Annotated in this window: 17 protein-coding genes, 1 pseudogene and 1 CRISPR repeat array; of the genes and pseudogenes, 5 read left to right on the top strand and 13 right to left on the bottom strand. The window is 54.8% G+C overall.

The window, feature by feature from the left end:
• Positions 1-87 precede the first annotated feature (87 nt).
• The gene (locus tag QKB66_RS08645; protein ID WP_414253124.1) at positions 88-303 is read left to right on the top strand and encodes a hypothetical protein; all 216 of its coding nucleotides are present in this window, start codon (positions 88-90) and stop codon (positions 301-303) included.
• Between the two features lie 515 nt (positions 304-818).
• Here the strand turns inward: QKB66_RS08645 and QKB66_RS08640 are convergent.
• The 13 genes from QKB66_RS08640 to QKB66_RS08580 all read right to left on the bottom strand — a co-directional run bounded on the left by QKB66_RS08640 (position 819) and on the right by QKB66_RS08580 (position 16512).
• On the bottom strand, positions 819-1064 hold the full coding sequence (locus tag QKB66_RS08640; protein WP_414253123.1) for a hypothetical protein: 246 nt from the start codon (positions 1062-1064) through the stop codon (positions 819-821).
• Between the two features lie 101 nt (positions 1065-1165).
• Positions 1166-1453: a hypothetical protein gene (locus QKB66_RS08635; RefSeq protein ID WP_414253122.1), complete on the bottom strand. Its 288-nt coding sequence runs from the start codon at positions 1451-1453 to the stop codon at positions 1166-1168.
• Positions 1453-2043: a hypothetical protein gene (locus tag QKB66_RS08630; protein WP_414253121.1), complete on the bottom strand. Its 591-nt coding sequence runs from the start codon at positions 2041-2043 to the stop codon at positions 1453-1455. Before QKB66_RS08630 ends, QKB66_RS08635 begins: the two co-directional genes overlap by 1 nt.
• A 225-nt stretch (positions 2044-2268) precedes the next feature.
• A CRISPR array of direct repeats spans positions 2269-4862; the repeat unit is 29 nt; unit sequence GGAAATACCTCCGCGTGCGCGGAGAAGAG.
• Positions 4863-4880: 18 nt separating this feature from the next.
• Positions 4881-5195, bottom strand: coding sequence for a type I-E CRISPR-associated endoribonuclease Cas2e (cas2e, locus tag QKB66_RS08625; RefSeq protein WP_049147286.1), 315 nt, complete (start codon positions 5193-5195; stop codon positions 4881-4883).
• Positions 5196-6128: a type I-E CRISPR-associated endonuclease Cas1e gene (cas1e, locus tag QKB66_RS08620; RefSeq protein ID WP_201816204.1), complete on the bottom strand. Its 933-nt coding sequence runs from the start codon at positions 6126-6128 to the stop codon at positions 5196-5198. It abuts the gene before it with no gap.
• Entirely contained in the window at positions 6128-8755 is a 2628-nt protein-coding gene (gene cas3, locus QKB66_RS08615) for a CRISPR-associated helicase Cas3' (RefSeq protein ID WP_414253120.1), read from the bottom strand. The genes cas1e and cas3 overlap by 1 nt, the downstream gene beginning before the upstream one ends.
• A 7-nt stretch (positions 8756-8762) precedes the next feature.
• Entirely contained in the window at positions 8763-9437 is a 675-nt protein-coding gene (gene cas6e / locus QKB66_RS08610; protein ID WP_414253119.1) for a type I-E CRISPR-associated protein Cas6/Cse3/CasE, read from the bottom strand.
• Positions 9438-9590: 153 nt separating this feature from the next.
• Positions 9591-10295 (bottom strand): type I-E CRISPR-associated protein Cas5/CasD, encoded by a 705-nt coding sequence (gene cas5e, locus QKB66_RS08605; RefSeq protein WP_414253118.1) that lies wholly within the window; start codon positions 10293-10295, stop codon positions 9591-9593.
• Positions 10288-11352 (bottom strand): type I-E CRISPR-associated protein Cas7/Cse4/CasC, encoded by a 1065-nt coding sequence (gene cas7e, locus QKB66_RS08600; RefSeq protein ID WP_414253117.1) that lies wholly within the window; start codon positions 11350-11352, stop codon positions 10288-10290. Before cas7e ends, cas5e begins: the two co-directional genes overlap by 8 nt.
• A 27-nt stretch (positions 11353-11379) precedes the next feature.
• Positions 11380-11991 carry a type I-E CRISPR-associated protein Cse2/CasB gene (locus QKB66_RS08595; protein WP_086890521.1) on the bottom strand — a complete coding sequence of 204 codons (612 nt, stop codon included), beginning with the start codon at positions 11989-11991 and terminating at the stop codon, positions 11380-11382.
• Positions 11992-12006: 15 nt separating this feature from the next.
• Positions 12007-13596, bottom strand: a complete 1590-nt coding sequence (locus QKB66_RS08590; protein ID WP_414253116.1) for a type I-E CRISPR-associated protein Cse1/CasA — start codon at positions 13594-13596, stop codon at positions 12007-12009.
• Between the two features lie 488 nt (positions 13597-14084).
• Positions 14085-15653, bottom strand: coding sequence for an alkaline phosphatase (locus QKB66_RS08585; protein WP_414253115.1), 1569 nt, complete (start codon positions 15651-15653; stop codon positions 14085-14087).
• Between the two features lie 250 nt (positions 15654-15903).
• Positions 15904-16512, bottom strand: coding sequence for a CueP family metal-binding protein (locus tag QKB66_RS08580; protein WP_339018902.1), 609 nt, complete (start codon positions 16510-16512; stop codon positions 15904-15906).
• A gap of 115 nt (positions 16513-16627) precedes the next feature.
• On the opposite strand from QKB66_RS08580, the gene QKB66_RS08575 reads away from it, so the two are divergent.
• From QKB66_RS08575 to QKB66_RS08560, 4 genes and pseudogenes are all read left to right on the top strand, one after another.
• Positions 16628-17008, top strand: coding sequence for a zinc ribbon domain-containing protein YjdM (locus QKB66_RS08575; protein ID WP_096336375.1), 381 nt, complete (start codon positions 16628-16630; stop codon positions 17006-17008).
• 90 nt (positions 17009-17098) lie between these two features.
• On the top strand, positions 17099-18673 hold the full coding sequence (locus tag QKB66_RS08570; protein WP_414253114.1) for a type I restriction-modification system subunit M: 1575 nt from the start codon (positions 17099-17101) through the stop codon (positions 18671-18673).
• Position 18674: 1 nt separating this feature from the next.
• Positions 18675-19778, top strand: coding sequence for a restriction endonuclease subunit S (locus QKB66_RS08565; protein ID WP_414253113.1), 1104 nt, complete (start codon positions 18675-18677; stop codon positions 19776-19778).
• A 36-nt stretch (positions 19779-19814) separates the two neighbouring features.
• Positions 19815-20719 (top strand): annotated as a pseudogene (locus tag QKB66_RS08560) (restriction endonuclease).
• Positions 20720-20761: the final 42 nt, after the last annotated feature.

Genomic DNA, 20761 nt, shown 5'->3' with positions numbered 1-20761 from the left:
GCAGCAACAGATTTTGGATTTGTCGGCTGCGTCGGGCTGTTTCGTGGTGATGGTTCAGTAGCTGGTGACGGTGGTGGAGTGCGCCTCATGAACGGTGGATTTGTTGAGTTTGATCCAGCTGCGGAGCTGCATGCTGCACATGCTGAGTTGCTCGACTCCCTGGCGTTGCTTGATGCCCAATTGAACGTGGACTGGCCTACTTCTGCTCTGCCACACGTAGCCACTTCTACTTCGACGGCAATAAGCGAACAGCCCGGCTTATGGCTTCTGGGATGCTCATGTTCGCGGGATGCAGCGGATTGAACATCCCAAACGCCCGTCGCCTCGAATTCAACATTGTGCTCAATGAGCTATTTAGTACTGACGACGCCACCGCGCTGATGGACTTCCCCTAAGACTGCCTGGAGGAGTCTTCGGGGTAAATACCGTTGTTGGTAAGGAAATACCTCTGCATGCGCGGAGAAGAGGGATTCTGGGCCGGAAGATAGTGAACGGTGGTAGTAGCCACTTCTTCTCCTTTACTTATTTGCAAAGGGCCCCTTGACAGCCCAATTCGATGGGTAAGCGAAATCCGGAGCACTCTGCTTATCAGATACGCCAGGTTTCAAATCCTCCATGGGATAGTCAGACGGTGGAGCTGTACGCTTTGCCGCTTGCGCTTGAAGCTCCCCAAGACGCTGCGCATTTGCATCGAACTTCTCCGGGTCATCGCCAAGTAAGTCAGCGTTATCTTCGGAGATTCCTTACGTTGCAAGAGCCTGAGTACGTGCAAGCTGCATCTGGTGCTGCTTGGCATTAGCACGTTCAGCCTCCAGGGCTTACTGAGCTCGCTGCAGTTCAGTCTTCTCTGCATCTTGAATTTTCCGATACTTCTCAGCATCGGCTCGGAATTCATTGCGCTCGGTACAGTACTTCGCGCATTCCTTACGAAGTTTCTCAAGCTCACGCTGGTACGATTCAGCGGTGCGCTCCTGCGAAGGTTTAGCCTTTGCCTCCTGGGCGTTAGGCTGTTCTGCCACCTCCGTGGCGGTGGCCTCGGTGGTGGCGGTTGCTTCTTCTGCCATTGTTAACCTCCTGGGTTAGTTTTTGGGCATAAAAAATCCCCCGCCACCAACCAGTGGTGTGGGGTAGTAGCATGGCGGGGACTCGCACCCCGCAAGCGTGACTACTTCATGCTTAGAAAATTCATGCGGTGTAGTTCAGCAACATAGAATGCTGTGATTTCACGCCATCCGTCGACGTCGGCGACCTCGTTCTCGTGCTCGGCAAAAGCACTAATTAGTAACTTCATTTCGTCCGAAGAAAGCGGAACTTTGTTTCCAATCACCTCATCGGCGATGCTCATCGCCGCCGAACCAATTTCTCCATAGTTGAAATCTGATTTCGTTAGGGTTCCGCGAAAGCGAAAGTCATTGCATAAAGACTCGAAGCGAACATCGTCGTAGTTCTCCATCAAATTTTCCTCGCTTTCTTTAGCTCGTTCTCAACGTCTTCTACTCGGGCTATCCTTCGCTCTTGAGCTGGGGAGTACCATTCTACTCCGGCGCCGAATATTGGGTATGCCGTGTCAATTTTTAATTGACCGGACGGCAACTTATTCCACTGGACTTTCATCATCACTCCGTCGATGTCTCGATAGACGGTGCGTCTGACGTTGGCGGAGGCTACATAGTCAGGGGCTTCTACTGTTTTGACGATTGCGTTGGCAATATCGAGATCTGACCACTGTTTTGGAAAGAACGACCCCTTTTCTCGCATGGAATCATAAGTGTGGCCGTTCCTCCTGTGGTCACCGGTAAGGCTCCCTTCCTGACTACGCCAGCCCCAAATCGAGTGCTTAACCGTATCTGACAAATTGGGTAAGTACTCATCATCGAAATACGGTGCTTTCAGCATGTACGTTCCATCTTGATTCAATGGTGCACGAACAGCCCCAATACCTGGAAGCTGCTCTGAATAGGACGACAGCATTCGGTCACCGCGCACCCGCTTCGCGAACCGTTTGAGCGTTGCTGCGGAACCGTCGCCCTCGTCTGCTGCCATCCATTCGGCCTCCAGACGTTTGTAGGATTCCTCGCCCTCCCACCCGTAACCGTGGAAAACAAGAACACCTTGGCAATCGCAGTGGTCGTGATATTTCCTGCCATCCCGACGACGAGTAACAGTATCCTCGGAGTAGACAGGGCCGCGAGAGGCAAGCATCGCGCAAACGAGCAGTTCTCCGAGCCAGAAAGAACACGCGCATAGCCCATCTTCACAGGCTTTCTTGGAAATACCTCCGCGTGCGCGGAGAAGAGACCTTTGCTGGCAGGGCACGGCCTAGAGTATGGGAAATACCTCCGCGTGCGCGGAGAAGAGGCGATGGTGCCCTGGAGGATAATCTCTGCAAAGGAAATACCTCCGCGTGCGCGGAGAAGAGCGCCGTCGGGCACCATCGTGGCGAGCAACATATGGAAATACCTCCGCGTGCGCGGAGAAGAGGCGGTCCACAGTTGCACCGTCTGATTGAACTTGGAAATACCTCCGCGTGCGCGGAGAAGAGGTCGCCACCGGCTTTCTTGAGTTCCCGGCGTAGGAAATACCTCCGCGTGCGCGGAGAAGAGATTATCAGCGCATACCCAGAAGCGACCGATCTCGGAAATACCTCCGCGTGCGCGGAGAAGAGAGTCGCCAAAATCGCGGAGCCAATCGATCGCCGGAAATACCTCCGCGTGCGCGGAGAAGAGCGCAGAATCACTGGCTCCGCAAAGACTACCTAGGAAATACCTCCGCGTGCGCGGAGAAGAGTGATAGGTGGTGAAAGACAGCGTGTAAGAGTAGGAAATACCTCCGCGTGCGCGGAGAAGAGTACGCCCTGGCGGCGGAACAAATCGGCGTCATGGAAATACCTCCGCGTGCGCGGAGAAGAGGATTATGGGAGACGATTAGGTGGGCTAGGGGCGGAAATACCTCCGCGTGCGCGGAGAAGAGACATCGAACAGGGCAGCAGCCAAGCTCTTCACGGAAATACCTCCGCGTGCGCGGAGAAGAGCAATATTGCCGACGACGGTCACGTTATTGATAGGAAATACCTCCGCGTGCGCGGAGAAGAGTCGATGTTTGCGGTGGTGTGGGTGATTCCGTTGGAAATACCTCCGCGTGCGCGGAGAAGAGGTGAAGCAGAAAGCTATCACGGTGAATTAGTCGGAAATACCTCCGCGTGCGCGGAGAAGAGCTGAATATGCCCGACATTAATAGGCGTATTTTGGAAATACCTCCGCGTGCGCGGAGAAGAGGTGGTGCTCGCGTGCATTTCCCTGGTGATGATGGAAATACCTCCGCGTGCGCGGAGAAGAGACCAAAGGCGCCACGGCCTACCAATCCTCATCGGAAATACCTCCGCGTGCGCGGAGAAGAGCTGTATTCGGTAACCGTGACAGTTACGGGGACGGAAATACCTCCGCGTGCGCGGAGAAGAGACCACGGCGACTGCCTCGAACTCCTAGAACAAAGAAATACCTCCGCGTGCGCGGAGAAGAGCTTTCTTGAAGAAGACGCGCCAGCCTAGCTTGGGAAATACCTCCGCGTGCGCGGAGAAGAGGGTGGCCTGGATTACTTCACCATTTTCGATGAGGAAATACCTCCGCGTGCGCGGAGAAGAGCATATTTCTTGATGGATGCCATAAGATAGACCTGGAAATACCTCCGCGTGCGCGGAGAAGAGATGCGGTCCGGCACCAGGCCGGGGTCATAAGCGGAAATACCTCCGCGTGCGCGGAGAAGAGAAGTGCATGAACTCTGGCACGCGGAAGTCTTTGGAAATACCTCCGCGTGCGCGGAGAAGAGCGGGCGTGGCCAGGCACTCGGCCGCCGCCGCGGGAAATACCTCCGCGTGCGCGGAGAAGAGCACGCCCGGGCAATGGTAGCCGCGGCGCTCCAGGAAATACCTCCGCGTGCGCGGAGAAGAGTCGGGGTGCTGGCCGTCACCGAAGTGATTGGTGGAAATACCTCCGCGTGCGCGGAGAAGAGTTAACTAATTCTTCCGCATCATAGGTGGACACGGAAATACCTCCGCGTGCGCGGAGAAGAGGAGCGGATTAGCACTGCTTCAGCAAAGGTATCGGAAATACCTCCGCGTGCGCGGAGAAGAGTCAAGCACAGCCATCAGTCATCAACCTCCACCGGAAATACCTCCGCGTGCGCGGAGAAGAGCAACGACTCTGAACACGTCGCGGGGGAATAGTGGAAATACCTCCGCGTGCGCGGAGAAGAGCATGGCTGCTCCTGTAGCTCCGTGGCTACCGCGGAAATACCTCCGCGTGCGCGGAGAAGAGTGCGGAATCTCGTTATAGTGGCGTGGCTTGTTGGAAATACCTCCGCGTGCGCGGAGAAGAGCGTGACCCGAACATTCGTATTGGTCGTGACCAGGAAATACCTCCGCGTGCGCGGAGAAGAGCACGCCGCCCATGACCTCGTTGCAGGCTTCGCGGAAATACCTCCGCGTGCGCGGAGAAGAGGGCTGTTGGTTGCCCATGAGGTCGCGGAAGTCGGAAATACCTCCGCGTGCGCGGAGAAGAGCAGTGGCTATCAGCGCCTGGAGTGCACGCCCTGGAAATACCTCCGCGTGCGCGGAGAAGAGGGAAACTTACAGCCGGTTACAATCCGGTACCAGGAAATACCTCCGCGTGCGCGGAGAAGAGATGTTGGCGTGTTCGATGCCGATGCTGCGGGAGGAAATACCTCCGCGTGCGCGGAGAAGAGCCCTCAAGCTGTGCGAGGGCTACCTTCTTCCGGGAAATACCTCCGCGTGCGCGGAGAAGAGATCTGCGACTATTTCCAAAGCCGTACATTCACGGAAATACCTCCGCGTGCGCGGAGAAGAGACTTCCTGAACAGCAACTTTAGTTCGTCTCGGTGCGGTTTTGCGTATGTTCTCGCGAAAACGTGCACGCAAGTAAAAGTCCGTCCATGTCAATGATTGTACGGCGTCGCGGTCCCATAGTGTTGACTGCAAAGCCCTGTTCGCGGGTCCGGTCCTCGTTGATCATGGTTAGGCTGCCGTCGGCGATGGCATTGGAAAGCCGTCGCCACAGGTTATCGCGGACGCGACGGGAAACGTTTCCTACATAAACACCGGTATCTACTTCCGAAAGGAAACGCGAAAGGTAGCCATGCATGTGGTCCGGGAGGCTGGTGGTTGTGATTACAAGAAACATTCAGCGCCGTCCATATTGTGTATGTCCGGCGACTTCATCGCCGCGCCCAGAGACGAGTCGATCGTCATCACGTGAAGGTAAGTGGGGCGTGAGTACCTCTGTGAGAACTTCCAGCATGTCGACGAGTAAGTTCTTCCGATGGATCTCTCGGCGTAGTTGCTTCCTTAGCTCTGGCAATGGATCTTCCTCATTGGCACAGGCGAAAGCCAGCGGGATTGAGATTGTGGGCTTGTACAGATCAGCCAGATCAAAGAGCAATGAACGAGCGTTGCCTCGATGAATGATGCCCAAGGCAGGATTGACACCTATTGCCGCGCACGCAGAAGCGGCACATCCATAGAGCATGGAGTTCGCTAGGTTGAGTCCCTGATTAACTGGGTCGTCGTCAGCAGTATTGCGCCGAAAATTCTTGATTCCGTGTTTCTTCGCCTGGGTTTGATAAGTCTGTTTCATCACGCGGCCTTCAAGCCCGCGCATGATGGAAATGCTCGGGGCATCAGCAATTTCTTCGATGCCTAGTTGCCGTTGGTAGAGCTTGATTGCAGCCTTTCGCTGGTGTGCTTCATTAGAGACGAGAGCTGCCTGGGCAATTGCCCAACGCGCCGAGGAAGTTAGTGGGGTTGCGTGAGTATAAGCTGGTACTCCACCACCGCCAGTGAACATGATGGTCGTTCCTGAACGAGTACATGAGGTAGCAGCAGCTGCAGAAATGGAGGTTCCAGGTCCGAGCATAAGAACTGCGAGTCCGCCTACAGGGAGTTGGATGCGTTGCTCTAATTCTGAATTGTCAACAACCGAGTAGGCCACGACACCAGTACGGTCCTGGCGGATAGCTGCGCGTTCCACATAAGCAAAGCTGACACGGTCTTCCAAGCGGACTTGGTGGTCTGCTGGAATGGTGGAAAACGTAATGGCGTCTTCGGAGTAAGCCATTAGGAGTTTGCCTTTCCGTAGATGAGCCCAAGGGCTGGATCGTAGTTGTCGGAGAGATCAACGATTCTGAAATACTGCAGTAGGGAAGTCTCCCACGGGTTCGAGAGAAAACGCGGATCTTCGGAAGGAAAAGAGCCTTGACGTAGGTTGATACTTGAGCGGAGAATACGTTTCAGATCCTCCTGAGTGGGCTTTGTGAGTTCTAGATCGATACTGGTTATGGCACCCGGGATTGTGCCAGTGTCATCGAGAACGAGAGCACGTACAGTTTCGCTTTCTACGTAACGTGTACGGAGATCCTCTAGTGCGGTAGTTGCTTCTGTGAGCTTGGTTAGCTCGCTTAGGCGAACGTTTTCTTTTAGAACGGCTTCCAGGTTGCTTTGAATATTCGACGCTGCCATGTGCTTCCTGGAATCCTGGGCAAAGGCCTCAATGTCTTGGTCATCGTTGATATTTGTGAGAGTAATTGACGTTGTGTTGACAAAGTCTTGACACTCGACTGGGAATTCAATTCTTCCGTTATGAGAATTCAGCCAGCGTTGCGTACGGCTCAGTAGAGCCTCCATGTAGGGCAGATTCTCACGGTGCTCGTAATTCTGGTGGGCAACAATATGCAGATGCATGTGGTCACGCCCAGGAAGTCGGTGCTTGCGTTGTGGGTCTCTTCGACGCCAGACACGACCGGCCCGTTGGATGAGGGAAGCTGACGGGCATAGGTCGGTGCTGAGTAGATCAAGGTCAATATCCAATGATGCTTCAATGGCTTGTGTACCTACAATACATATCCCTTCACCGTTTCCATGTGGACCAATCGTGCGAAGTAGCGTATCGGCAGCAGCTTGGCGATGTCCCGCAGTCATCGCAGCGTGTAGAAGCAGGACGTCTTCGCCTTCCTCATCAAGTCTGCGGGATATCTCTTGTGCCCAGTCAACTCGGTTGCATATGACCCCGATGCGAGCAATCGGATACTCCGCACGCATGCGTCGAACCCAGTTGATATGTGCGTCTATCTGAGACGGGTTTGCGATGGTGATGTCGTAAGTGAGCGTGTATGGCGTTGAATCCAACGGAGTGGCTGCATAGGAACTGGAGCTGTGGCTGAGGATCGAGGGAAAATCAATGTTTGTTTCCAGCGGGTACCCGGTGTAGGCACATGCGAGTGAATTGCACTGTTCTTGCGACAACGTGGCGCTGAGAAGGGTAACGCGTGCTCGCACGGTACCTAGCCATTGCATCAATGGTTTGAGCAATTGTGCTTGATAAGGATCTAGCGTATGGACCTCATCGATAATTACATGCGCGTTTGCTAGCGCCAACAGAATGACATGGGTCCATTTCATCGGAAGTGCTGCTTTAAGCGCTTGGTCCACGGTGCCTACCGTGATAGAGGCCAGCATGCGTTCCATTCCTGAACGCACGAACTCAGCTGGTACGAGTCCGCCGACGTCTTCCAGTGGATTACTGTCGCGGAAGGTGGTGACGGGGCGGGAGTAGAAATCCTCAATGGTGGCCATTCCATGTGCGAGCGCCGCAGTGTTTTGAGTCGAACTAAAGATTCTTTGTACACGCTTCATCAATGCATTCGAGGTCGCCATCGTGGGTAGTAGGAACAACATGCGTTCTTTACGTTGCACATGGCGCAGGATAGCGGCTTCAGTCTTACCGGAACCTGTAGCTGACATGATCGTGAATAGACCATCAGGATCGGTCATGGCTTCTCGCTGTGCAGGGCGTGGTTCGTAGCCTTGAAGAATTGCTTCTAGCGCGTCTTCAGCGCTGGGCCAATCGGAATAGAGACCAAGTTGTTCTCGAATACGAGCTAGAGCAGGTTCAGCTTGTGTGAGTATCCACTCCTTCGGCTGTGTCAAGTCTAATTCGGTTGTTTGGCACCGTGCTTGAGACTGTTTGACCCATTCGTGGGCTGATACTAGGCGGTCGGCAACAACGGTTAGTCCGCTAATCAGAATCATGGCCGACGTTGGAACTTCATCGGGGAACATTGCTACTCCGCAGGCTTCGCGAAGCGCGTGGTCTAAAACTTTTTGGGCAGTATTCCACCCGTTGTCGGCTAGAGCCGTGTTCCACAGCGCTTCTTTTGTACCTGTGCGATCGCCGCCAAAGTCTGGAGTATCAAACCTTCCATGATGGCCCATAGCTGGGATACAGCGCCAGGCTTGAGATGCTGAAGCATCCACCGTGAGGTTGCCAAGGAGGTAGGAAGCTGAAGCCTGCTCATGGCGTCTAAATGCGGCGACATCGTGAAGTCCTCGCAAAGCACGTGGTGGGAGCTTAAAACCCAACTCTTCGTTTTCCACAATCCGGTTTCTTACAGAAGCCCAGATTTCGCGTTCTTCAGGACGCTGCCTCGCATGAGTAAGTAGTTGGCCTTGAAAGAAGGGGTTCGCTTTGCCGATGTCGTGCGTGCCAACCAGCCACATTACGATCTCACGTGCCTGTGGCCCCAGCTCTTCGCGAAGGTAGCCCTGCAAACCTGGCCTCAACCAGTGATCGAAGAGTTGTCCTGCCATAGAAGCGGCATCACACATATGGGCAAGCAAAGGGTAGCTTTCTTCGAGGCTATGTTGTTTGGCCCACACGGAAGAAAACGTTGAATGGGTGGCAGGCATGGGGTTCCTAACCTAGAGCGCGGATAGATAGTAGACCACAGCCGTAAGCCTTTTCTCGGCCGAGGCCAGTAGTCAAAATGGATACGAGTGCTGTGGTGTCGCGTACTACGGCGATGCCATCTACAGCATCTATTTGTAGCGTCATACGCCCCTTTTCAGTCTTAGGATCTTTGAGTACAGCGCGCCGGTGGTTGGTAACCTCCACAGCATCTAAGGCGGGAGATAACTTCTGTGCCAGCCAGGGGCCAAATGTGGTTCGTTCCGTATCCTCATGATCCAACGGGATGGGCTTAACTTTGTACGAACGCTTACCGGAAGCATTAGTGAATGTCTCGCGACGAATAGCGTTGAGACTAATGCGAAAACTTACTGAAGTTCCAGTAGGCGGAGCCTGAAGCTCAACTTGCTTAGTCACAATGTCTGGACAGTTCGAGACAGTGGGCTCTGTAGCAGACTGGATAAGAAAATACGGAGCCTGTCCTGCCGGGGTCTCTAAACGGAAAAGAATTTCTGCAGCGGAACGTGGATTGGCGTCGTCGAATGCAGGGAAAAGACCCATGACTGCGCGATGACGAAATGTTGGGCTATTAAGACTTGCGGGACTCACACGGCGAGCACTATTCGCAGCCACACTTAAGAGAGCGTGTGCAGGTGCTTTGGTTAGATACCGAGTGGTGATCATATTCTTCATCTTTCGTCGGGAATACGTTAGATTTGTTCAGAGTGGCTCTCCGCTGATGCGGAGGTAGTTCATATTTCATTGAATTGGAACCACCTTCTCCGCGATACGTGGAGGCAAGCGAAGCGGTAGGTCAACAAGGCCTACCGCTTTTGGCTACCGTTGAATGGTGGAGTGGCGGTGCAGGCTGAGCTCCTTGATGCCTTTGAGCCAGTCCGTTCGGGTCGCAACAGCGGGAACACTCATGCTCTCTGGGGACACTCCGGAACCGAGCGATGGTTCAAAGATTCGCACAGTCGCTTTACTCGACGCGTTAGGAGCAAGGGCGGGGATGAGCGACAGCATCTCTGCTGGCCCAGTTCCCAGATAGAACGGGAACGTTGCTGGAAAAGCTTTTCGACCTAGATAAACAGAGAAGACAGGGCTGGCAAAAGACTGATCTATCTCCTCCGTGTGGCCTTCCAGAGTGGCACGTACAATGAATTCAGATTCGGCTAGGTACGTGCGTCGGCTGATAGAAGTCGCACCCACGGCAGGGGTGAACTTAAGCTGCTTCACAGAGGTAGCCTTCATTTGCTGCATGATCGCAAGGCGCCGTCGGAAAGTAAATTCATCTTCCCTGTCACCGATGGTGTGAAAATCATCAACATATTTTGGAGTCTTATCCTCCCGCAAGGTGAAATGCACGTCATCGATCCACGTTGGCCACTGCCCTCTTTTCGCACCTAGACTCGCAGCCAGTAGCCCACGGAGCGCGCTGAGCGTAGGGCGAGGCTCAGTACGGACAAAATTTCCCGATACAGCCAGACCCGCCCACGACTGGAGGGGTCCCGCAAGACGGATATAGGTGGAACTAGGCATCGAGAATCCACTCCACAACCTGGGTAATGAAGTCATCGAGAGAGACGGGCGAGAGGTGTCCTAGTTTGCCGTCAAGATCCTTGTGCGTGCCGGACAGTACTTCAACAGGGCCAAAGTTGGCAGGGTCAAAGAAACGAGCTTGTTGGTACTGTTCCGCCAAAGCTTCAATTGAAGGAATGAGAAAACCACCATCGCCCTGTGGAGTAACTGGCTGTTCAAAGTCATATGCGACGCGGGAACGCTGTTCTTCCGCGAAGACAACAGCTGGGAGCGTGTAAGGTGCGGTACTGTTTTCTTTACCTCGTGGTTGGCCGTAGACGATAGCACGAAGTAGTTCGCTGAGGTTTTGCGCAGCGTCTTCAGAGTCAAACCCGGTCCAGCTTTCTTTTAGCTGCACTTTGTCAATCGTTACGGTCCGATAGAAGATGCCGCTGGTGTATTGGCTAACTCCTAGGAACGTCGCTCCGGAGTCATTGTTACGCTCACGGATGTCATCGACCGTGGAGAAATAATCGGTGTCGATAGTAGCGGCGTGGGTAGTAATTGCCGGAGAAACACTGATTGCGGCTTCGGTGTTGCTGGTTGGGGCGTTGGCGAACATACGGCCAAATGCGGCGATTGCCAGGGAGCCCGTCTTAGTGCCGTTAATGAAGCCTGAGTCCTCAGACTCTTGGTTACCAGCAATCTTTGTTGCTGCTGTGAGGAGTTCCTCACCAGACAACCATGTCGAACGGTCAGATTCTCCCTCAGAAGCCGTTGCTTTGGTCAACGTGCCAATAATCTTCTTGGCTTCCTTTAGTGCAGCTTTCTGATCCAGTTCTGGGTTTAGCTCTACAGCTTTTGTGACAATCTCATCTGCCAACTTGCCAGATCGGATGGAAATGTTGCCGGAAGCATCTTCGTAGCGCAGGCGGACGCCGCGCTTGATGGACTGCGAGGAGTGCAGGGCACGGAGAACTCCACCATGCATCGTGCGCTTTGGAACGCCGGTGTCATCGCGATTGAGGTTGGAGAATGGAATGCTGGACAGAATATTGATAGTGAGGTGACGCGACATGAGAAAAATCCTTTCTAAGGTTGTGGTTTAGGAAGAAGCGGAGGTGGAAAAACCGGAGTAGTAGTTCTGGAGCACGCTGCGGCGAACGCGTTGTGAGCTTTCTGTGAAGCCATTGCCCCATCGGAAGAAAATCCGGAAAAGGTCATACACAGGTAGCGGAGGCGTGTCCTTCGTGTTCCCTGCTAGTGCGGCGATACGACGAATAGTAGTGATAGCTTCATCCACGTTTTGCGTATGTAATGAGACGAGCCTGCTGGCTACAGCATCCGGATGGCGAGGATCTAGCGTTTCTTGTTCTGGAGCCAATTTGCGAGAGATGAGGTTGCACCATTGTCCGAGTGATCGGAAACCCGTTTCTTGGGAATCAATGTGCGGTACCGCATCGAATTCCGCAACCAGAGCTGCGAGGCGAAGCGCTACTGTGCGGGTGGTGGGGCTGGCATCGGCAGGCAAAAGAGGAAGAATGAATGGATAGGCGTAGTGCTCCGTAGACTGCGAATTACCGCGGCGAAGGAAAGCACGGGTGCGGCGCCATTCACTGCCGGAATGGGAAGTGGGTTTGTCGTGGTAATTACGCACAGATTGAGTCAGCCAGGTCAAAAGTGGCTGCCATTCTGGCGTAGATTGTGTGTGATTCATCCTTTTCCTTAAGAATTAGGTGGTGGGGTCGTCGGGGTCCTCGGCAACAAAATCCTTGATGTGCCGTCTTACCCAGTACTCGACCCCGGCTCGAACGTGGGCAATCCGTGCGGGCTCTTGACCAAAATATGGTTGTGTGACTGAATCAAAAGCGGCCATGGAAGCGGTGTGTAGCCCGGTACGCAGCTCCGGGGAAGCGATGAACTCGTTCTTGGCTGAACGGCACTCTTTGAGCAGCAAAGAGAAATTGTGGGACATATTGCGCCAAAAGGCTTCGCTTACATCTCCGCGGCTGGATTCCAAAAAATCCAAAACTAGCGGTACTTTGCCGCCTGCACGCTCGTTAGCGTTTTCTCGGCGGAATGGGCGGATTACGGTGCTATGAAGCTTGTCGATGCAGTTTGCACCAAGTCTGATATCAGCTTGCACACCAGGATTGGTGTCGTGGGCCCACTCCTCATCACGAGGGAAGAATATGTCGGAAGCCCGAATATTGGGGCTAGAAGCGGTACCCTCCATGCGGTGCCGGATGAACACTAGGCGTGCTTCAGCTGTTGGAGGAAGTATGTGGGATGAGCTGGCCTTTTCAAACTCCGCAGTTTTATTTTGTGCAGCCCAGTTGATGGCCAAAGCAGTAGCATCTTTACCCAGATCTAGACGCTGAAGTTTTAGCTCTTTGCCATTATTGATGTACAGGTAGAACGGGTCTTTTTGATTGCGCAGCGTCCACCAATCTTTTTGCTGATCTTTGCTGCCCATCTCGGTAAGGAACCATTCAGGCGGTACACCGCCGGTGCGGACACCAACAAGCTCTGATGCTTCCCAGGCGGTAGCAGGGGAATTAGAAGTCCACGTGGCCGACCATAGCGGGTGAACTATCCCGTCGTGGCGCGAGTACGCGCAGGTGCGGTCAGCCCATGCGGGAAGGCCTGTGCCCTTGACCCATGACTGTGGAATTGCCATGAGCAAGGTTTCTAGTAATGATTGCCCATGCCACAGCACTTCTGTTGCCGAATTCTCAGTACCAACAAAACGCATCGCCGGGGAACCAGAAACGCATTTGTCACCGCAGTACGCATTGTTGCCTGCTACGGATAGGTGATGATAAGTCACGAGCCACATCACTGCATCTTCTAGAGATAACCGTTCCTGGCTAGCGGTGAGAAGGTTGGCAAAGTCTTCCGACTCATTGGGTGGCATAGCCGGTGACAGTTTCTTGACTGGATGAGTCCCGGGGCCAACATAAGTTGCTTTGTCCTTGGGGTTGGACGTGTTAACTGCCGGTCGTTGCATGAATGGGAATTGCGCGTCGTGCAAGTAAGCACCAGCGCTGAGCTCTTCGAGAGCCTTATCAACGGCCGCTTCAGATAGGCCGAGATTGAGTAATTCGTTAGGGTTTTTGACCTCATGCCGTAGTACTACTGCAGTAATGCCTGCCAAAAGTCGAACCTGAGAGCTGAAATGAAAACCGGGTTGTGAAGAATTGATATCGAAATCGTGTTTGTGGGCCCTAAGGAGCGCATCACGTACGCTTAGCCGGCCTTGTGATGTCGGCAGAAATTCGACATTTGTCAGGCAATTGATGTTTGGACTCTCTGATGTCATCGAGACCTTCTTTCTTCAGTGTGAGCCTAAAATTCACTTTAGTGCGCAGATCATTTGGGCATAGGAAAATTTCCCAGAGTTTTTATCCCATTCAATTAAATAGTTGATGTTTCTATCGAATTGGTGAAAGCGTCTAGCGCGGTGCGCTAGACGGAGTGTCTTTAGTGAATGTGCTGGGAATAGGAGCCATACTGGTGACGATAGTCTTTGGCCTGGACACGTCTAGCTGACTTTCGGAAAATTGTTCGAACGTTGAGGTGAGCGCCGATAGTAGAATTGTCTGTTGAAAATTCAGCGATGTCGTGTGCTTTTGAAACTGCTTGGGCACTTAAGAGCTTTCCTTCCGTCCTGTCTTCTGACTGCGTCCTTTTAGCGGTGAAAACGTCCAAAGCCCTCGTCATCCCCTAGAAAGTGACGGTGTTTCCGTCTGTGGGGAGACGAGGGCTGGTGCTTGCCCGCGGCCTAGTGGCGGGGCGTCGGCTAGCGCATTAGGCGAACTGCTTGATGAGGTCCTGCAGAGCCTTGAAGTCGAACTTGACCAGGCCAAGGGCCTGAGCGGCAGCGGTGATGATGCCGAAGATCAGGGCCATCACGCCGGCGCCAGCCAGGCCAGCGCCTGCAGAAGAGGAGCCGTTGGAGGAACCGTCGCTAGATGGCTTGTTATCGGTGTCGCCGGGGTTGTCGGTGTCGTCTTCAGCGGTGTTGAACCACCACTCGTCCAGGGCCAGCTTGGCCACGGTGGTGTTGTCGATGTACTCGCCGCGGACTGGGTCGGTGCCAGAAACCTTAGCCTGGATGTCTTCGGAGCCAGCGCCCTTGAAGAAGAACGGTACTACCTGGTTGGTGTGGTTGGTGGAGTACCACTCGTGGGTCGGAGCGCTGCCCTTGGTGCCGGTCTGTGGCTTCCAAGCGTCGGTTTCATCCTCGCCGGAGAGGTAACCAGTCTCGTGGTCAGCGGTGACAATCAGCAGGGTTTCCTCCCAGGAGGAGTTCTTCTCAACCCAGGCGATGGCGGCGTCGATAGCCGCGTTGAAGTCCTGGACCTCTTCGATGTCGCGGCCGGTCTGGTTAGCGTGGCCGGACCAGTCGATGGCGCCGCCTTCAATCATGAGGGAGAAGCCGTCCTCGTCCTGGCCCAAGGCGTTGAGTGCGCCGTTGGTCATGGTCGGCAGATCAACCACGTCGTTCTTCGGGTCGGTGCCTGGCTCCTTCGCTTCAGCATCGCCGGAGCGGTTCTGCTGCAGGGTGGTAGCAACTGGTGCCAGGCCGAAGTACTTCTTACCCTCTTCTACGTTGCCAGCAGCCAGGGACTCAAAGCCGGCGGTGTTATCGGTGAACTCCCAGCCCTTCGAGCCGTCGCGAAGCGCAGCGAGGTTCTCCTTGGAGATGTAGGAGTAGTCCTCAGAACCTGCCGCACGCTGTTGCGCGTCATCGTTGTACTCAGGGTGGCCCGCACCCATGATGACGGAGAGATCGGAGTTGATCATGGAATCGCCGATCTCCAGGTAGTTGTTGCGGTTCTTGTTGTGCGCCGCGAACGCCGCTGGGGTGGCGTGGTCAAACGGTACGGAAGTGACGACACCAGCAGACTTGCCCTCGCGGATGGCGCGCTCGGAGAGGTTTTCCATCTCGTGGCCGTAGGAAGAGACGCCCAGGGTGCCATTATCAACCTTGGAGCCGGTGGCCATTGCGGTGCCGGCCGCAGCAGAGTCGGTAGGGCCTTGCTTGATGTACTCGTGGTCAGACCATGCCTTGGCTGGGTCGTAGGAGCCACCGTGCGGGAAGGTGGTCATGGACAGACGGTTGAAGTCCTCGAATGCCTGGACAGACTCGCCTTCGAGCTCCTTCGCAGTGTCCGGGCCGAATGCGCCTTCAACCAGGTACTTGGACTGGCCGGACTCGTAGAGGTTGGTGGAGGCGATGTGGTTGTAGCCCATGCCATCACCAATCATGTAGATGACATTCTTCGGGCCAGAGGTTGCGGCCTGCGCGGGAGCGACGACACCAGCGGTGGCAAGGGGAAGCGATGGTGACAGCCGCGCAGGTGCGCAGCGCACGAGAAGAAATACGCATTAGTGAGCTTTCTAAAGTGAAAAGAGCGTGCAAGAAAAGAGACGGACTGGGGCCATTGTTCGCATGGCCGGAATCCACTCTGGGACCGTAATAAGCGCAAGTGTCGGTTCGGGGAAGGAGAAAATTAAATCAAAGGATACTTTATGTGGCGGTGAACGATCCTGAGGAAAGTGGATCGTCGACAAGCGGTGCGTCCCTCACATGTAACGCACCGCTCAGCGTGGCCACGGTTGGCTAGGTCATCTGCAGTGTGGTCACGCAGGTAGCGCCCTCCTCGGTGGTGTCCAGGGGTACCTCTCCGGCCTTGCCGTCTTTCTCGACGGTGATGGTGCCCTTTTTGTTGGCGGGCAGCCAGTATCCAATGAAGCCGTTGTCAAAGGTCGTAGTGTCTTCGTTGACCAGCTCTTTTCCGCCGTCATCGGTGATGCTGACGTGGATGTCTTCCTTGCTGAGCTCGCCGGTGCAGGTGGTCAGGGAGTGGTTGAAGCAATCATGAGTCTGGGTCATGTATGGCGCGATGGAGACGTAGAACTTGTCCCTCGGCAGGGGCAGGGATGCTTGGCCCTGCTCAGCGGTGAGGACCAGCTCGTTCGGCAATACGGAGGCGTGAAGATTGCTATTGCGCTCCCCCTTGGGCATGTGGTCTAGCTTGTCGATGATCTCCGGGCCATCCAATCCTTCGAGGTCGAACTCGGCGAGGATCTCCTCGGCAGGCACCTGTTCGATGTCGGCGCTGGAGGCGGCGCTCTTCGAAGCTTCGCTCGGGACGGGGCTTTCCGTGGAGCAGGCGGACAGGGTGATGGCTGCGGCGCACACAGCCGCAAGAGAAATGAGGCGCTTCATAAGTCTTCCGAATGGGTCCGAATATGTTTACTCAAGCCTATACCCCACTGGGGTATCCATCAATAGAATGAGAGAAGGATCATCTTTTCGTGCTACGCAGGCTAAACTCTCCCCTATGTCTGATACTTCGGCCGCAACTTTGCCGCCCTGCCCCGAATGCTCCTCCGAGTACACCTACGAAATGCCGCCGCTGATTGTCTGCCCGGAGTGCGCGCACGAGTTCTCCGCCGATGCTCCTGGTGGCCCAGCAGCAGACGAGTCCATGACGGTCATCGTGGATTCGGTGGGCAATGCGCTTGCCGACGGCGACACGGTCACCATCACCAAGACCCTTAAGGTCAAGGGTGCGCAACAGCCGCTAAAAGCTGGCACCAAGGTGCGCGGCATCCGCTTGAACTTCGACGCCGGCACCGGCCAGGAAGATCACAACATTGATTGCCGGATTGATGGTTTCGGCGCGATGAAGCTCAAGCCTGCGGTGGTGAAGAAGGTTTAGTATTAAAACCTGCGTGGGGCAGAGTAGGAGGTACTCCCTACCGCGAGCTAATAGCCAGCACGGATCCCCACGACAGTTACGCTTAATTACATGATTACCGGCGCCCTCAAAAACAACGTTGACCGCATCTGGGACACCTTCTGGTCCGGCGGCATTTCCAACCCAGTCTCCGTTATCGAGCAGTTCACCTACCTGCTCTTTATCAAGGACCTCGACGAGCGCCAGGTCCAAATTGATAAGCGCCGGAAGCTGGGGGATCCCACCGCGACGGAAGACATCTTTGACGCCAGCCAACAGGATCTGCGGTGGCGCAACCTCATTGAGGACCGCGATATTGCCCGCCGCAAGGCCACCATCATCAACAAGGTCTTCCCCTTCATCAAAGCGATGGGCGGCAAGGGCTTCCAGGAGCACATGGCCAACGCCTCCTTCGACATCGAATCTGAGGCCACGCTCTCACGCGTCATGGAACTCATTGACCAGCTGCGCTTTCAGAACAAAGACATGAAGGGCGACTTGTACGAGTACATGCTGGACAAGCTGTCCACCTCCGGCACGAACGGCCAGTTCCGCACGCCTAGTCACATCATCGAGCTCCTCGTCGCGCTCATGGAGCCGACGCCACAGCAGCGCGTCATCGACCCGGCCTGTGGCACTGCCGGGTTCCTGGTGGCCGCCAATGATTGGATTGTCCACCATCACCGCGAGGATCTCTACAACAAGGACACCCGCACAACGTTCATCAAAGAGGGCTTGACGGGTTTCGACTTTGACAAAACCATGGTGCGCATCGCGGCGATGAACATGTTCATGCATGGTTTTGAAGAACCCAACATCTCCCACCACGACTCCCTGCAGAAGCTGCCTACGAAGTACGATGAGGCCTTCGATCTCGTCCTGGCCAACCCACCTTTCGCGGGCAGCCTGGATAAGGATGCCATCGATCCCAAGCTCAAGTCGGTGACGACGGCTAAGAAAACGGAGATCCTCTTTGTCCACCGTTTCCTGCAGCTGCTCAAGCCGGGCGGCCGCGCCGCAGTGATTGTCCCTGAAGGCGTTCTCTTCGGCTCCACCAAGGCCCACAAGGCTCTTCGCAAAACCTTGGTTGAGGATCAGCGCCTGGACGCCGTCATCAAACTTCCCTCCGGCGTATTCAAGCCCTACTCGGGCGTCTCCACCGCTGTCTTGTGTTTTACCCGCACGGATTCCGGCGGCACTGACGAGGTGTGGTTCTATGACGTCACCGCGGATGGTTACTCCTTGGATGACAAGCGCACTCCGCTTCTCGATGCCCCTCTGCTCGGCCCCTCCCCTGCCTCCCACATTCAGGACCTTAGCGATCCTGCGCTTGCCGAAGACCCCACTCCCGTCACCCTCACCGACGAGCAGCTGAAGCTCAACAACCTTCCGGACGTTGTTGCCCGCTGGCATTCCCGCACCACCGACGAGCGTGAGCGCGCCCGCACCGACTACTCCTTCACCGTGCCGAAAGACGAGATCGCCCAAGCCGACTACGACCTCTCCATGAACCGCTACAAGGAGATCGTCCTCGAAGCACAAGAAACCCGCGACCCCATGGACATCATCGCCGAAATCGAAGCCCTCGACCGTGACATCACGCAAGGCCTTGCCAACTTGAAGGCCATGCTCAGCGAGGGGAAATAACATGGCGAGCACTGCGAAGCATGACTGGCCGATGGTGCCGCTATTGGAAACGGCCGACGATGTGACAAGGGGGCATAAAAAGGTTCCGAAATCTGCCTATGAAGAGGTTGGTTCAACACCCATTGTCGATCAATCGATGGACTTCATTTGTGGATATACCGATGAAGTCCCGACCTTGGTATCTCCGCCCTATATCGTGTTCGGTGACCATACGCGGGAATTGAAGTACATAGACTTCCCGTTTGTTCCAGGGGCCGACGGCGTTAAAGTACTGAAACCTGCTGAGGGAATCGCCCCAAAGTTTCTCTACTTTTACTTGAAGGCCCATCCTGTTCAAGAACTCGGATATTCACGGCATTTCAAACTGTTGAAAGAGTTGGCAGTTCCTCTCCCTCCTCTCGATGAGCAGCGCCGTATCGCGGCGATTTTGGATGAGGCGAGGGGGCAGAGGGACAAGTACGCGGGTGCAGGAACGCTCTTGGGCACGATGACTTCGAATTGGTTGTCGTTGCGCTCGCAGAGCATTCCAAGAATGAAGCTTTCGGAATTGGGTACCTTTCGAGGCGGAATGACTCCTTCTAAGAAGAATTCTGAATACTGGGGAGGTGACGTCCCCTGGTTTACAACCAAGGACCTGAAGTTTGCGGAAGTTTACGAATCTGAAGATCGGATAACCCATCGCGCGCTCGACGAGACTTCGGCATCGCTAATTGGAGAGCCATCCATTGCTTTTTCTCTAAGAGGAATGTCTCTTGCACACCGCCTCCCAATGAGTTGCATTCCTGGTGAGGTGACAGTCAATCAAGATTTGAAGGCATTTGTGCCTAACCAAAGTAAGGATCGTGACGTCCTCTTTTATCTGGTTAAGCTCAGGGAAAAGGAACTACTTTCCAAGGTTTCATCTTCTGCTCATGGGACCAAGAAACTGGATTTTCGGCACTTGAATGAACTTGAGGTTCCTGATCCTAGTGGTGAATTTGGTTCCGAAGTACGACGGGTGTTGGAACAAATTAGAGACATGCAGGAGCAGATTCGCAGAAGGCAAGAGACTTCGATGACTCTCTTCCAAGCTCTATCCACTCGCGCATTCCAAGGGGAGCTCTAATGGCTATCGAAAGATGGGAAGCCTACTTGGGTATCGGTGTTGGAAGCTCTTAACGCAAATGGAGCTGAGCTCCGACGTAGGGAGCTCATCGAGATAGCTGCGTCCTATGCGGGCATTACTGACGAAGAGAGGCTTGAGACCATAGCTTCCGGGCAGTCGCGCTTTGAAAACCGTGTTGGATGGGCGTTGACGTTCCTTAAGAAGGCGAATGCCATTACCTCGCCTGCGCGGGCACGCTTTCAAATTACAGACTTTGGTCGTGATCTGTTGGCACGTTATCCGGAAGGGATGACGGAGAAACAGCTGTTGGGAGAGATTGCGGGCACGGAAGCGGCACTTACGTGGCGGGGCCGGAATCGGGGAAGTAAGGCTGGGGACGAGGTGGACGCCGATAAGCACAGCGCCCTTCCAGAATCCGAGAGCGAGCTGGATCCGGTAGAGCAGGTGGAAACCGGTGTGTCTCGCAACGATGAGTTTGTGGCTGGTGAGCTGCTTACTCGGTTGCATGAGAATGAGCCGGCGTTCTTTGAACAGGCGGTATTGGACCTGCTCATGGCCATGGGATATGGAGGTACGCAGGGCAAGGCCACACGGACTCAGCTATCCAATGATGGTGGCATCGACGGGATTATTGACCAGGATGCGCTGGGGCTGTCCCGTATTTACGTGCAGGCGAAGCGGTATGGGCTGGACAAGAGCATTGGTCGTCCGGATATTCAGGGATTCGTGGGTGCGTTGCAGGGGGCACAGGCGGACCGTGGGTGTTTCTGACTACGGCGAAGTTCTCTGCGGCTGCGCAGGAGTATGCGGATGCGGTGGCATCACGTGTTGTCCTGATTGATGGAGACAGGCTGGCGGAACTGATGATCCGCTATGGCGTGGGCGTGCAGGTCAAGAGGACCGTGACGCTGGTTGAGGTGGACGAGGATTACTTTGAGTAGTCAGGGGCTGTGTTCGCCCTTTCGAATTTTTCGAATTGCTCT

The organism is Corynebacterium sp. c25Ua_89 (genome assembly GCF_047459735.1).
GTDB lineage: Bacteria > Actinomycetota > Actinomycetes > Mycobacteriales > Mycobacteriaceae > Corynebacterium > Corynebacterium simulans.
Note: the sequence above shows the minus strand (reverse complement) of the source record. Positions and strands in the feature narration are given on the sequence as shown.